Genomic DNA, 13919 nt, shown 5'->3' on the forward strand with positions numbered 1-13919 from the left:
CCCACCTCATCTCCCCGATACGGGACAGACCATCCTAAACAAAAATAGTTTATGAGCGGGCTTTGTCATCAATCGTCTTCCCGTCGCGCTCGATTTCCCGCCGGATCGCTTCGTTCAGCGCGTTGAAAAAGAGCACATCACATGAGTAAATGCCGACAATCTCGTCAAGATCCTCTTTGATTTTCCACTTCTGTTTTCCGGTCTAGTCAATGCACAAGTCAATGTCCGAGTTGTAGCGGGCCGTGCCGCGCGCCCGCGAGCCGAACAAAACGACTTTTTGTATATCTTCTTCGCCCGCGAAATACGCCATCAGCCGTTCAAACACGGTCGGGCTCATTCCATACATCACGGTCGATCACTTCTTCTTTGATGTTTTGCAGTAGCGTTTCGATTTCGTGGACATATTCATTCATCTGAAATCAAACATGCCTACTTCAGAAAACAGTGAACAGACTAAATCACTTCTAACGATATTTCATGTAGCATATCGAGATCTTGCGTCTGGCAAGATGGAAGGAGCTCACCGTAGACACTTATATTTACTTTCCGCTGTGGAAAAGCCTCAACATGAATTGATTCAATTCTCGCCATATAACGCCCGTTATTTTGAATAAGGTTAAACATAAACTCGCTATAGAAAGCAGGAATATACCCTAGCTTACACCCTTCATCTGTTAACACTTCTACTGCTTTAGAATCTTGCCTATTCTCCGGCTCTAATCGAAAATGTACCTTATCCCCCACTTTAAGATATTGAATTACTCGATCTCCCTCGTAATATCTCCAACCCGCGACATAAAAATCAAAATCGAAATGATTTCCCGATACATAAATTGGCGCTACAAATTCATAAGAATCTGTCGCAAGTTTACCACCAGTCGCTCGCAACATATCCATATCTGTACAATCGCGCGGCAAGCCGTATGTCCGCAAAATTTCTAAAAAATCCGGACGGCGACGGTCAGGCAAACGCCGCTCAAAAGGCCCGAACAATCTGTTAGAAACGTATTTTTTTCCTATATCCGGAAACGACAAATGAGGTTGATAACCGTTTTCTAGTGCTTCGAACAGTCCTCTTCTCTTCCTGCTACGTTCATAATAAAATACATACTTATCCCCATCGTGTAATAAGTTTCCAATATGATATCGCTGCCGAGTACATTCATTTTGCCAAATTAACCAAAGCACAAAAGGGCGCATCGCTTATTTCACCTCCATATACCAATTTACGAGCCATTCTTTTCGATACAGTAATAATTTTAATACCCATTCTTTGTAAATTTTACTCATGACATTTTCTGAAACACCATCTAAAACAGTTGTGACTTGTTGCTCATTTATTTGACTGATACGATCAATTTCCTTCTTCACTTCTTTTGGATACAATTCATAAATGAAACTTAGTAATTCTTTATATTTAGGCTTCTTCTTATGAGGAAGTCCGATTAAAGAGAAACTCCGATTTGTAAAAGCTTCGAACATTCTCTGATCTTGAAACATTTTTAGAATACGTTCTTCCTTCAATTGGTATCCTAGCGACGCCCCGTTATCATATATAGGTGCAAGCCTGCAGCTAGTGTGGTGAACAATGATCCCCCAGTTATCACAGTGACGATCTTGGTTGGCGATTAGTGCGTCAAATACAGGGATTTGGACAAATTCTTTTTCAAGATGAAATCCAGACAACACTTTTATTACATTCAGAAAATGATAATGTTTTAAATTGCGGCGATCAAAACTCTCTTCAATTGTAAAGAACAAATCGCCACCTTCGTAAAATTCCTCGTTATATAAGACAAAATTTTCAGATAAAATACCTATTGTTCCATCGTAAACAGCTAAATCGGCCTTCATCATATCTAACCCTATATGTTGGCCGATTTTGGATGCAACAACCTCTGCCCATGCTTCCCCAGTATTTTCCTTAGGAATTTTAAATAGATACCGACGTTTATTATCTGGATTAATCAACCAAAACTTCTCTCTTGTCCCAGAAGCTTGCCGTTCCTCATCTTTTTTCCAGTGGCTAACATCATATAACTCCATAAAAGATGATCCTTTTTTAGTTTTTGTTTTTTGATAGAAACAAGAGAAAAAGTTGATCACAAGAGAAGCCTGCTAAAATGATGATCATATGCACTGCTGTTTGCCTGTCTCTGATCTCTTTACAATTATATTATCACAAACAATAATGGCCATGCAAAAACCCGAAGTCCCTTTTCGAACTTCGGGTTCTCCTTTCACACTTCCTCGCAATATTCGTCAAACAGCGCCTGCAGCTTTTGCACGACGGCGACCGGTTCGTGCCCTTCGATGTCGTGGCGGTGGAGCATGGCACACAGTTTTCCGTCTTTTAACAACGCGAACGACGGCGAGGACGGCGGCTCGCCGACAAAATACTCGCGCGCGCGGGCCGTTGCTTCTTTGTCTTGGCCGGCAAAGACGGTCACCAAATGGTCCGGGCGCTTGTCGTAGTGAACGGCATGGGCCGCTGCGGGACGGGCGATGCCGCCGGCGCAGCCGCATACGGAGTTGATGAGGACAAGCGTGGTGCCCGGACGGCGGAATGCCGCATCGACGTCTTCCGGCGTGCGCAGCTCTTCAAATCCGGCTTCGACCGCTTCACGCCGCGCTTGTTCGACGATGTCGTGATAGAGCGGAAATTGAAATTGGAACATCTCAACACCTCCTTCGGTTTGCCTTTATCATATCATACTTCGCCGCCGAGGCTCCGTTCGTATGCTTCAATCAGCTCGCGGACGGCGGCGGTGACCGGCTTGGCGCCGGAAATGACGCTGTTCTCGAGCATCGGGAGCTTTTCTTTCACGATCGGGTCGGCGAAAAAGCGCGTTTCGATATATTCTTTGATCATGGCGTGCATCCAGTCTTTTTGCTGCTGGCGGCGGCGGTCAAAAAAGACGCCGGATCGCTTCGTCGTCTCGACGAACGCCTGGATGACGCGCCACATGTCGGCGATCCCTTCGCCCAACAGCGCCGAGCATGTGTATGCTTTCGTCTCCCAGCCGGGCGTGGCCGGGCGGAGGTAATGGAGAAACTGGTTGTATTCGTTTTGCGCCATCCGCGCTTTTTCTTTATTATCGCCGTCCGCCTTGTTGATGACGATGGCGTCGACCAGCTCCATGATGCCGCGCTTCATGCCTTGCAGCTCATCGCCGGCGCCGGTTAAGGCGAGCAGCAGGAAAAAGTCAACCATCCCGCGGACGACAAACTCGCTTTGCCCGACGCCGACCGTCTCGACGAGGATGATGTCATAGCCGGCCGCTTCGCACAGCATCATCGTCTCGCGCGTTTTCCGATGCACGCCGCCAAGCGCCCCACCGGATGGAGATGGACGGATGAAGGCGTGCGGATGACGGGCAAGCGCCTCCATCCGCGTTTTGTCGCCAAGGATGCTGCCGCCGGTCAATGAGCTTGTCGGGTCGACGGCTAACACCGCGACGCGGTGACCTTGCTCGCATAAAAACGTGCCAAACGCTTCAATGAACGTGCTTTTTCCCGCCCCCGGCACGCCGGTGATGCCGATGCGGATCGAACGGCCGACGTGCGGGAGCAGTTCATTGAGCACTTGCTGGGCAAGATCCATATGCCTAGACGCATTGCTTTCGACAAGCGTAATCGCCTGCGCCAAAATGGTGCGGTCGCCGGCGAGCACCCCTTGGACGTACTCTCCGACCGACCGCTCTTTCCGTCTCACGACCCGCTTTGGCGCCGGCGGGCGCTCGGCTTGCACGTACGACGACAAGCCATTGTCGTCCGCCCATTCCGGGCGCCGCGGCTGCCCGTCCGAAGCTGCGCTCTGGCCGCTTTCCTGTTCCCGCCGTTTCTCTTCCCCGCTCATGGGTTCACTTCCTCATAGCCAAGCCGGGCGTAAATTTCCTCCAACACCTTTTCCGCTGACTCCGGAATCACGGTTCCCGGCCCGAAAATGGCCGCGGCGCCGTGCTCATACAAAAACGCGTAGTCTTGCGGCGGAATGACGCCGCCGACAAAAACGAGAATGTCGCCGCGGCCGAGTTTTTCGAGCTCCGCCACAAGCTGCGGCACGAGCGTTTTATGCCCGCCGGCGAGCGAGCTGATGCCGACAGCGTGCACGTCGTTTTCGACCGCCTGGCGCGCCGTTTCTTCCGGCGTCTGGAAGAGCGGGCCGATGTCGACGTCAAATCCTAAATCGGCAAACGCCGTGGCGATGACTTTCGCCCCGCGGTCATGGCCGTCCTGCCCCATTTTCGCGATCAAGATGCGCGGGCGGCGTCCTTCGAGTTCGGCGAACTGCTCAACCCGTCGCTTCACCCGTTCCAGCTGCGCTTCGTTTTTGTATTCCGAGCTGTAAACGCCGCTGATCGAGCGGATGGCGGCGCGATGGCGACTCGCCACTTTTTCGATCGCGTACGAAATTTCCCCGAGCGTCGCCCGGACGCGCGCCGCTTGGACGGCAAGCTCAAGCAAGTTCCCTTCGCCCGTTTCCGCCGCTTTCGTGATGGCGGCAAGCGCCGCTTCGACCTGCTCGTTGTCGCGCGTCGCCTTGAGCTCGTTCAGCCGCTCGATTTGCCGCTTTCGCACGGCGGTGTTGTCGACTTCCAAAATGTCGATCGGTTCTTCTTTTTCCGGGCGGTATTTATTGACGCCGATGATCGTTTCCGCTCCTGAATCGATGCGCGCTTGGCGGCGGGCCGCCGCTTCTTCGATGCGCATTTTCGGGATGCCGGTTTCAATGGCTTTCGCCATCCCGCCTAAGCTTTCGATTTCTTCGATATGCGCCCACGCCCGCTTCATCAACTCGTTCGTCAACGTCTCGACGTAATACGAACCGGCCCACGGGTCGATCGTCCGACAAATGCCCGTTTCTTCCTGCAAGTACAGCTGTGTATTGCGGGCGATGCGCGCCGAGAAGTCGGTTGGCAAGGCGATCGCTTCATCCAAGGCGTTCGTATGGAGCGACTGCGTATGCCCCATCGCCGCCGCGTGCGCCTCGATGAGCGTGCGCACGACGTTGTTGAACGGATCTTGCTCGGTCAAGCTCCAGCCCGACGTTTGCGAATGCGTCCTGAGAGCGAGCGATTTCGGGTTTTTCGGGTTGAACGTTTTCATCATTTTCGCCCACATGAGGCGCGCCGCCCGCAGTTTCGCCACTTCCATAAAGTAGTTCATGCCGATCGCCCAGAAAAACGACAGCCTCGGCGCGAACGAGTCGATGTCAATGCCCGCTTTCAAGCCGGTGCGCACGTACTCAAGCCCGTCGGCGAGCGTGTACGCCAGCTCCAGATCAGCCGGCGCCCCGGCTTCCTGCATATGGTAGCCGGAAATGCTGATGCTGTTGAATTTTGGCATGTATTTGGCCGTATAGGCGAAAATGTCGGCGATGATGCGCATCGACATCTCCGGCGGGTAAATGTACGTGTTGCGCACCATATATTCTTTCAAAATATCGTTTTGGATCGTGCCGGACAGTTTGTCTTGCGTCACTCCCTGCTCTTCGGCGGTGACGATGTAAAACGCCATAATCGGGAGCACCGCCCCGTTCATCGTCATCGACACCGACATTTGGTCGAGCGGGATGCCGTCAAACAAAATTTTCATATCGAGCACCGAATCGATGGCCACCCCTGCTTTGCCGACGTCGCCGACGACGCGCGGATGGTCGGAGTCATAGCCGCGATGGGTGGCCAGGTCAAAGGCGACCGACAACCCTTTTTGCCCCATCGCCAAATTGCGCCGGTAAAAGGCGTTGCTCTCCTCGGCGGTCGAAAAGCCGGCGTATTGGCGGATCGTCCACGGCCGCACGACGTACATCGTCGGGTACGGCCCGCGCAAGTACGGCGGCAAGCCGGGCAGATAATCAAGAAAATCAAGCCCATCGATGTCTTCCTTTGTATACAGCGGCTTCACCGCAATGTGCTCATTCGTCTGAACCAACAGCTCATCGATCGACGCTTGCACGCGCCGCTCGATGGCGTCTTTCCACTGTTTCTCCTCCACATCGGCCGCCGCCGTGGAAAGCGGCATGGTGGTAAAATCAACGTACTTCGCCATCCAACGCCACCCCTCTTTCCGCGAAAAACGCCACGATCACCTCGTACGCGTTCGAACCGAGATGAATCGATCCGTCCACGCCCGCGGCCCCGTACGTGTTCTCGAGCTCTTCCGGCGGCTTTCCGGCGACATACAGCTTCGCGTTCGGCTTGGCCTGCTTGAACGCCCGAGCCAACGCCGGAACAAACGCCGGGTAATCGTCGTCGGCGCCGCACACGATATAATGCGTCCCGCTCGTGCTTTGCACCCATTCAACCGCTTCCGCGACCGAGGCAAAGCCGTCGCTCCGCTCAGCCGCCACCCCGCCGGCCGCAAACAGCCCGGCGATGAAATCGGCGCGCGCTTGATGGCGGACAAGCGGACCGATATTGATCAAGTGAACGGAAAGCCGGCTTCCCGTACGCTCCGCATGCTTCTCGGCCGCCTTGCGCAGCCGCTCAAACGGCTCGGCCAAGCGCCATGCGCGAATCGGCGCAATGCGGATGGACGTGTTTCCGTCAGCGAGAGCCGCCGCGATTTCCCGAGCGGTTGCTCGACGGCGGGCCGCGCCAATTGCGGCTTCCACCCAATTCCCACTGACGAGCGTACTGCGAATGTCGGCCATCCGCTTTTCATCCAGCGGCGGCAACTCGTTCGCCGCGGCTTGCGTCGGCTTTTCGATCGGCGTTTCTTCTAAGTTCGCATACACGTTCGTGCCGACGATTTTTTCCTTCCGCATCTTGACCCGATCAAGCCGCCGCTTGGCGACCGCTTCCACTTCCGCCTGCACGAATCCGGCTTCGAGCGCCTTCGCCATGCCGCCTTGTTCTTCGACGCGTTGGAACAGCTTCCACGCTTCTTCAGCGAGCTTGGCGGTCAACGTTTCCACATAATACGAGCCGCCCGCCGGATCGATGACGTTCGCCACATGCGCCTCTTCGAGCAAAATGAGCTGCGTGTTGCGGGCGATGCGCCGTGAAAACTCATCAGCGAGTCCGAGCGCCTCGTCAAACGGCGACACGTGCACGCCATCGGCGCCGCCGACAACGGCCGCAAACGCTTCCGCCGCCGCCCGCAGCATGTTCACATACGGGTCGTACACCGTTTTCGTAAACGGCGACGTGCGCACATATAGCTCGATCCGCCTTGCTGATTCACCGCCGCCAAACGCTTCGATCACTTGCGCAAACAACCGCCGCGCCGCCCGCAGTTTCGCGATTTCCATAAAAAAGTCCGCCCCAACCGCAAACGACGCTTGCATCCGCGTCGCGATGTCATCCACCGTCAGCCCACGATCGAGCCCGGCGCGGATGTACTCGACCGCCGCCGCCAGCGCAAACGCCAGCTCCTGCACGGCGTTCGCCCCGCCGTTATGGTACGGCTCGCCGCGCACGAACATCGTGCGGACAGCAGGCATCTCGTCCTTCGCCCACATCGTTGCTTCCGCCATTTCATCATACAGCCGCAAAAGCGAACACGGAAGCGTCCCCTGTTCCGCCCACGCTCCGAGCGGATCCATGCCGATCGCGCCCCGTACGCTCGATAGCGGCACTCCCCGTTCCTCTAAATAAGCGGCCAACAGCGCCAAAAACGAAAGCGACCGCGCCCCGGCGTCCACACGGAGCGAATAGCGATCGAGCGGCACGCCATCAAACATCGCCGCCACATCCTCAACCGACTCGACGGCAAACGGCAGCCGGCCGAGAGCGAAATGGATTTCCGTCTGTCCCCGCTCCAAGTCGTGCTTCACTGCCTCGTTCCATTCCGACGGGCTCGCCGCCGAAATCTCCTGGCTCACCTTCCACGGCCCGCCCCGATACCCTTCCGGCCGCGCTCCGCGCACGTACTGGCCAAAGCCCGGGTACTGCTCCAGCGGGCCGAGCGCCTCCACATCGCGGCGCGTATAGAGCGGTTTGACCGCAATGTTTTCGTACGTCATCGATACAAGCCGCTCGAGCGGCTTGCCTTTCAGCGACTTTTCCGCTTCCCGCTCCCACTCCTCCACCGTCGGAGCCGGAAACGCCGCTTCCTTCATCTTTGCGACATCGCTCATTCCGATCCCCCTTTGCCTTCCAGACATAAGAAACCGCTTTCTTTTCAAGCCGCACCTTTCCCTCTCGAACCCGTCTGCTCAGAACGAAACGCTGATGACGCTTCGTGTGGGAAAAAACGGTTTCTATGTTTATTGTAGTACATCGGCCGCGTTTGGACAATGAACAAAAAGGCAAACAACTTGCTGATGCCACCATTTCGCCATGAAATGGAAAACAAAGCGGTCAAAAAAACATGAACGATCCCGAAATGGCTCGATGACTTGGCGAAACAACACCATCTCAACGATTCACAAATCCTCCAAGAAGCCCTGAAAAAACATGAAAGGAAGAGGGCGTTGTTGCATGCTCTCTTGGACGATGCTCCCTCGTCCCCCTCCAAATCGCCGCTTAGCGAAAATCTCAACTGCCATTTATTCATTGGAAAATGTTTCGCAAATCGATCACGAAATCCTTCAATACATGAACCAAAACGGCGTCATCCCGGTTGTACACTCCATGAAGTTCCAATCTTCCTGTTTTTCCGCGCAAATACACTTCCACCACTTGATTCGCCGGGTCAACGATCCAATATTCCTTCACCCCGGCCCGCTCGTACGCGATCCGTTTGTCCATCCGGTCGATTTTGGCCGTGGCGGGGGACAAGATCTCGACGACCAAATCCGGAGCCCCGACAATGCGGTTTTTTTGAATTTTGTTTTTGTCGCAGATGACGACAAGATCGGGGCATACCCAGTTTCGGACGTTTTCATCCATCCATCCCTTTCGATGATCTTCGAAAAGATACACATCGATCGGGGCGGCCAACACGCGGCAATCCTTCCCACGAAGATGCATCCCGAATTCAATGGAAAGTTGGAGCGAAACGGATTGATGTTCCGATGTCGGCGACGGCGCCATGCTGATGATGTTCCCATCCAACACCTCGCACCGTTTTCCTTCCGGCCATGTCGCATACTCTTTGTACGTCATAGGGGCCTGTTCCTTTTCTGGTGAACCCATATCCTCCACCTGCCTCCTAATTTTATATTGATTATACATCATCCATTCCTGTGTCTTGAACGATGTTTACTCCTCTTCCCGAACGAGCGGCAGGCGAATCGATACAGTCGTCCCGCGTCCAAGGTCGCTGTCGAACCAAATCGCGCCGTCATGAAGGGCGACGATTTGCCTAACGATGGCAAGCCCTAAGCCGGTGCCGCCTTCTTTGCGGGTGCGGGCGCGGTCGACGCGGAAAAAGCGCTGGCCGAGAAACGGGAGCTGGTCTTTCGGAATGCCTTTGCCCGTGTCTTGGACGACAAGCTCGCCTTCCGCTTCCGACAAGCGGGAAAGGCGCACCGTCACCACACCGCCTTCTGGGGTGTAGCGGATGGCGTTGTCGAGCAAGTTGCGCACGACTTGTTCGAGCCGGTCGGCGTCGCCATTGACAATGATGTCATAGTCCAACTCGCACGCCAACTCGATCCGCTTTTGCGCGGCGATCGGTTCGTACGTGGCGATGACATCTTCGATCACTTGGGCAAACGCCACCGGCGCGCGCTCGAGCGGCACGCTTTGCCCTTCAAGGCGCGCCAGGTCAAGAAGATCGCGCACCAGCCGCTCCATCCGCTCCGTTTCGCGGTGGATAAGGCGAAGGTACGCCTTTTCTTCTTCCTTCGTTTTCGCGAGGCCAGCAAGGAGTGCTTCGCTGTATCCTTTCATATAGCTGAGCGGCGTGCGCAGCTCATGCGAGACGTTCGCTAAGAACTCGCGTTTCCGCTCGTCTTCTTTAGCAATGGCGTCCGCCATTTGGTTGAACGCCTCCGCCAGGCGGCCGATTTCATCATCGCTCCGCACGGGGATGTCCGCTTCGTAGCGTCCTTCCGCCATGCGTTCTGCCGCTTGTTCCATCGCTTGGAGCGGCTCGGTCATCTGCCGCACCATCCGTCGGCCGACAACTAAAAGCGCGGCGGCGAATATGGCGGCCAACGGCCAAAACGCGGCGGCCGCCCGCTTCGTTGCTTCCTGAACGTCGGCTAACGGCAAATACAAGTAAATCGCTCCTTCAAGCCGCTTGCCGTCCAAAAGCGGAACGACGACCGCCATCACGCGGCGGCCGAACCGCTTTTCGTATCCCGTTTTGACAACAGGCTTCCCGGCTAACAGCGTTTCCCGGTCGCGACCGCTGACTAACGCGTCATAGTGGACCGGAAACGGAAAGCAGGCGCTCAGTTCGCGCGGGTTGTCAATCAACAAGATCGTGGCCGTTGATTTTTCGTCATACCATTCGATTTGACGGCGATATGCCTCCGTCACCGCCCCGCCGCGATAGTCGCGGGCGAGGCTCGTCCCTTCCGCGATCAACGTTCGCTCAACTTCTTTCATGTACACCGTCCGGTAAAAATAATTGAGAAGACCAAAAGAAAACGCCAGCGTCACCACGACCGCGGCCCCGATCGCCAGCCATAGTTTTTGTCCTAACCGAAGCCGTTTCATGTTCATCCCTCAAACTTGTAGCCGATGCCCCATACGGTTTGGATGTGGCGGGCGGCGTCTTTCAGCTTCATGCGCAGCGTTTTCACATGCGTATCGACCGTGCGGGCGTTTCCTGTATAATCATATCCCCACACTTTGACGAGCAAGTCGTCGCGGCTGAACACCTGACCGCGGTGCTTCGCCAAAAACAGCAGCAGCTCAAACTCCTTCAACGTCAGCTTCACCGGTTTGCCGCCAACGGTCACGGTTCGGCCTTTTTCGTCGATGGCAAGGTCGCCAAATTGCAGCCGTCCGTCGTGCTCGCGGACGCGCTGCACCCGGCGCAGCACCGCCTCAAGGCGGGCGATGAGCTCTCCTGGGCTGAACGGTTTGACGATGTAATCGTCGCCTCCCAGCTTCAATCCTTTCACTTTGTCCCATTCTTCGCCAAGCGCGGTCAAAAACAAAATCGGCACGTCCGACTGCTCGCGGATGCGGGCGCAGACGGCGAATCCGTCCTGTTTTGGCATCATGACGTCCAACAGCACGGCATCAACCGGATGTTGCGAAAGCAGCACCAGCGCTTCTTCCCCGTCCCCTGCTTCGAGGCAGCGAAAGCCGGCGTTTTCCAAATACATGCCAACGAGCAGGCGCATTTCTTCTTCATCATCGACAATTAAAACGGTTCGTTCGCTCATGTTCGTCCCTCCCGAATGAATAGTTGCAGCGGGCCGTCTCCCGTCTTCCAACGGACAAGCGGACGCAACGTCGCCTCATCGACCACGATAATTTCATCGCTGTCATAGCTCGCGATATACAAACGATCGAACGCCGCTTCCATCGCAAATGGATTGGCGCCGACAGACGCCGAAGCGAGTTTCTTTCCATCTAGGGAAAATTGGTAAACTGTGTTGGAGCCATGGCTTAGCACAAACACGCCGCGGCCTGTTTCGACGAAATCGACCGGCATGACCGGAGCGGCGATCGTCCGGAGCAAGCGGCCGTCTTGCAGTGAGTAGACATGAATGTTCGTTTCCACACGGCTTCCGCTGCCGTGCCCGCCGACCCACAGCTCCTCTTGTCGCTCGCGCACCACTCCGCCCAAGGCGAACTTCGGCACGGCGAACGAACGGATGACGCGGCGGCGGTCCACATCGATGATCCACGTCCGTTCGTCTTGAAAATCGATCACATACAACCTCGTTCCAGCGCGATTGACCAGCAGCGTCATCGGGGAGCGTCCGACCGAAAGGCGGGCGATCTCTTTCCCGTCCCGGCTCACAACGCGCACCGCGTGATGGGTGCTGTCGCCAAAAAACCACGTGCGGCCATCCGGAGATGGAGCAGCGCTCACAATGCCGCTTCCTATTTTCCATTCGCCAAGCAGCTTCCCGGTCGCGAGATCGTACCGATAGACCCCGTCAAGATCCCGCCCGTACAAAAAAAGCGTCCGGCCGTCTGGGCTCAACGCCCCGCCTTGAAACGGTTCGTTGATGTTCCAGCGGGCGATCTTGCGGCCGTTTTCTGCGTTCAAAAAGGTGACCGTTTCCGCTTTGACATCGAGACTGATGACGACCGACAGCGAATCAGCGATCGGAGGAAACGATGTCTTCGCGCAGCCGCTTAGCATAAAGAACAAACACAACAGCATCCATACGCTCTCTCGTTTCATCTCGAGTTTCTCCTTCACCTATTCGTTTCTGCCCCCATTATACATCACATTTGTGAGAGAAGTTTGAAATCGCGCCATGCAAAAACCCCACCGCCAACCGATGGCGATGGGGGAATCGTTAATAAATCGGCGTGTTGTCTTTGTTCATATTTTCCAAAATCGCTTTGACGCGGGCGAGGAAGCGGCCGCAAATGAGGCCGTCCAAGACGCGGTGGTCAAGCGACAAGCATAAGTTGACCATGTCGCGGATGGCGATCATGCCGTTTTTGATGACGGGTCGTTTGACGATCGTTTCCACTTGCAAAATGGCCGCTTGCGGGTAGTTGATAATGCCCATCGACTGCACCGAGCCGAACGCGCCGGTGTTGTTGACGGTGAACGTGCCGCCCTGCATGTCTTCCGGGCGCAGTTTGCCGGCGCGCGTTTTCGCCGCCAGCTCGGCGATTTCGCGGGCGATGCCTTTGATCGTTTTTTCATCGGCGTGCTTGATGACGGGCACGAACAAGGCGTCATCCGTCGCGACGGCGATCGAGATGTTGATGTCTTTGCGCTGAATGATCTTATCGCCCGCCCACGTCGAGTTCAGCTGTGGAAATTCTTTCAGCGCTTGGGCGACCGCCTTGACGAAGAAGGCGAAATACGTCAAATTGAAGCCTTCACGCCGCTTGAACTCGTCTTTGATGGCATCGCGGTAGGCGACAAGATCGGTGACGTCGACTTCGACCATCGTCCAAGCGTGCGGCGCTTCGTGTTTGCTGCGGAGCATGTTCGCCGCAATCGCCTTGCGCACCGGGGTGACCGGAATTTCGATGTCGCCCGCTCCGGCTTCGACGTTCGGGGCCGCTGGTTTGATCGGCGCTGCCTGCGGCGCGGTTGGCGCGGCCGCGGCAGACGGTTGAACGGTTGCGGCGGCTGTGGCCGGTTGTTCCGTTCTCGGTTCCGCTTTTGGCGCCGCTTGTTCCGCCGCCGGTGCCGCTCCCGCTTTCGGAATTTGTCCAGACTCAATGAGCTTCAGCAAATCTTTGCGCGTCACCCGCCCGCCAAGGCCGGTGCCTTCGACTTGTTCGAGGTCAATGCCGTGTTCCTGAGCCAAGCGGAGCACGGCCGGCGAATAGCGGCCGTTGTTTGCCCGGCCGGCCTTTTTCGGAGCGGCTGGCTTGGCGTTGTCTTCTGCTTTCGGCGCTTCATCCGCCGGCTTCGCTTCCGAAGCCGGTGCAGCGCCTTCGACTTCGATCGTGCAAATCGGCGCGCCGACTGGGAGCGTCTCCCCTTCTTTGGCGATCAGCTCGCGGATGACGCCGGCAAACGACGACGGAATTTCCGCGCTCACTTTATCGGTGATGACTTCAGCGATCGGGTCGTATTTGTTCACTTTGTCGCCCGGGGAAACGAGCCATTTGCTGATCGTGCCTTCCGTGACGCTTTCCCCGAGCTGAGGCATCGTCAATTGTTCGATGGCCACATCGATACCCTCCTATCTTGGCTGCAATGTCTTCGCCGCGGCGCCCCGGCCGCCTGCGGTTCGCCTCAAAACTTGAGAAGCTCCGCTGCGGACCGGGGTTCTCCGCTCCTCTACTGCTCCTACAATGAACCTCCCCCACTTATCGAAGTGGGGGTTTCCTGTTTCCCCTTCGGAGGTGGATGCATGATAGGCTGGTTGGCAGCCTATCTGCAGGCAACACCTGGCACCCGTCCCGTTGGGAGCCACAGGC

At 55.9% G+C, this 13919-nt stretch carries 11 protein-coding genes and 2 pseudogenes; 1 reads left to right on the forward strand and 12 read right to left on the reverse strand.

What is annotated here, in order from left to right:
* Positions 1–49: 49 nt before the first annotated feature.
* The 7 genes and pseudogenes from ETC02_RS13145 to ETC02_RS13175 form a co-directional block, all read right to left on the reverse strand.
* Positions 50–346 (reverse strand): annotated as a pseudogene (locus ETC02_RS13145) (nucleotidyltransferase family protein).
* 107 nt (positions 347–453) lie between these two features.
* Positions 454–1200 carry an HIRAN domain-containing protein gene (locus tag ETC02_RS13150; RefSeq protein ID WP_011231849.1) on the reverse strand — a complete coding sequence of 249 codons (747 nt, stop codon included), beginning with the start codon at positions 1198–1200 and terminating at the stop codon, positions 454–456.
* Between the two features lie 3 nt (positions 1201–1203).
* On the reverse strand, positions 1204–2106 hold the full coding sequence (locus tag ETC02_RS13155; protein ID WP_371810208.1) for a HipA domain-containing protein: 903 nt from the start codon (positions 2104–2106) through the stop codon (positions 1204–1206).
* Between the two features lie 134 nt (positions 2107–2240).
* Complete coding sequence (locus tag ETC02_RS13160; protein WP_020756259.1) at positions 2241–2678, reverse strand: BrxA/BrxB family bacilliredoxin; 438 nt, start codon at positions 2676–2678, stop codon at positions 2241–2243.
* 32 nt (positions 2679–2710) lie between these two features.
* Positions 2711–3859, reverse strand: a complete 1149-nt coding sequence (gene meaB, locus ETC02_RS13165) for a methylmalonyl Co-A mutase-associated GTPase MeaB (protein ID WP_050367523.1) — start codon at positions 3857–3859, stop codon at positions 2711–2713.
* Positions 3856–6051: a methylmalonyl-CoA mutase gene (gene scpA / locus ETC02_RS13170; RefSeq protein WP_050367524.1), complete on the reverse strand. Its 2196-nt coding sequence runs from the start codon at positions 6049–6051 to the stop codon at positions 3856–3858. Before scpA ends, meaB begins: the two co-directional genes overlap by 4 nt.
* Entirely contained in the window at positions 6035–8083 is a 2049-nt protein-coding gene (locus ETC02_RS13175; RefSeq protein WP_171698331.1) for a methylmalonyl-CoA mutase family protein, read from the reverse strand. Before ETC02_RS13175 ends, scpA begins: the two co-directional genes overlap by 17 nt.
* A gap of 186 nt (positions 8084–8269) precedes the next feature.
* On the opposite strand from ETC02_RS13175, the pseudogene ETC02_RS17750 reads away from it, so the two are divergent.
* Positions 8270–8404, forward strand: a pseudogene (locus ETC02_RS17750) (type II toxin-antitoxin system HicB family antitoxin); the annotation flags it as partial.
* Positions 8405–8498: 94 nt separating this feature from the next.
* Here the strand turns inward: ETC02_RS17750 and ETC02_RS13180 are convergent.
* The 5 genes from ETC02_RS13180 to ETC02_RS13200 form a co-directional block, all read right to left on the reverse strand.
* Positions 8499–9083 carry a Uma2 family endonuclease gene (locus tag ETC02_RS13180; RefSeq protein WP_171698332.1) on the reverse strand — a complete coding sequence of 195 codons (585 nt, stop codon included), beginning with the start codon at positions 9081–9083 and terminating at the stop codon, positions 8499–8501.
* Between the two features lie 66 nt (positions 9084–9149).
* Positions 9150–10556 carry a sensor histidine kinase gene (locus tag ETC02_RS13185; RefSeq protein WP_171698333.1) on the reverse strand — a complete coding sequence of 469 codons (1407 nt, stop codon included), beginning with the start codon at positions 10554–10556 and terminating at the stop codon, positions 9150–9152.
* 2 nt (positions 10557–10558) lie between these two features.
* Positions 10559–11233, reverse strand: coding sequence for a response regulator transcription factor (locus ETC02_RS13190; protein WP_015375356.1), 675 nt, complete (start codon positions 11231–11233; stop codon positions 10559–10561).
* On the reverse strand, positions 11230–12207 hold the full coding sequence (locus tag ETC02_RS13195; protein ID WP_171698334.1) for a YncE family protein: 978 nt from the start codon (positions 12205–12207) through the stop codon (positions 11230–11232). Before ETC02_RS13195 ends, ETC02_RS13190 begins: the two co-directional genes overlap by 4 nt.
* A 118-nt stretch (positions 12208–12325) precedes the next feature.
* On the reverse strand, positions 12326–13669 hold the full coding sequence (locus ETC02_RS13200) for a dihydrolipoamide acetyltransferase family protein (RefSeq protein WP_171698335.1): 1344 nt from the start codon (positions 13667–13669) through the stop codon (positions 12326–12328).
* Positions 13670–13919: the final 250 nt, after the last annotated feature.

Origin of the sequence: Geobacillus sp. DSP4a, assembly GCF_013096875.1 — a bacterium.
Lineage (GTDB): Bacteria > Bacillota > Bacilli > Bacillales > Anoxybacillaceae > Geobacillus > Geobacillus thermophilus.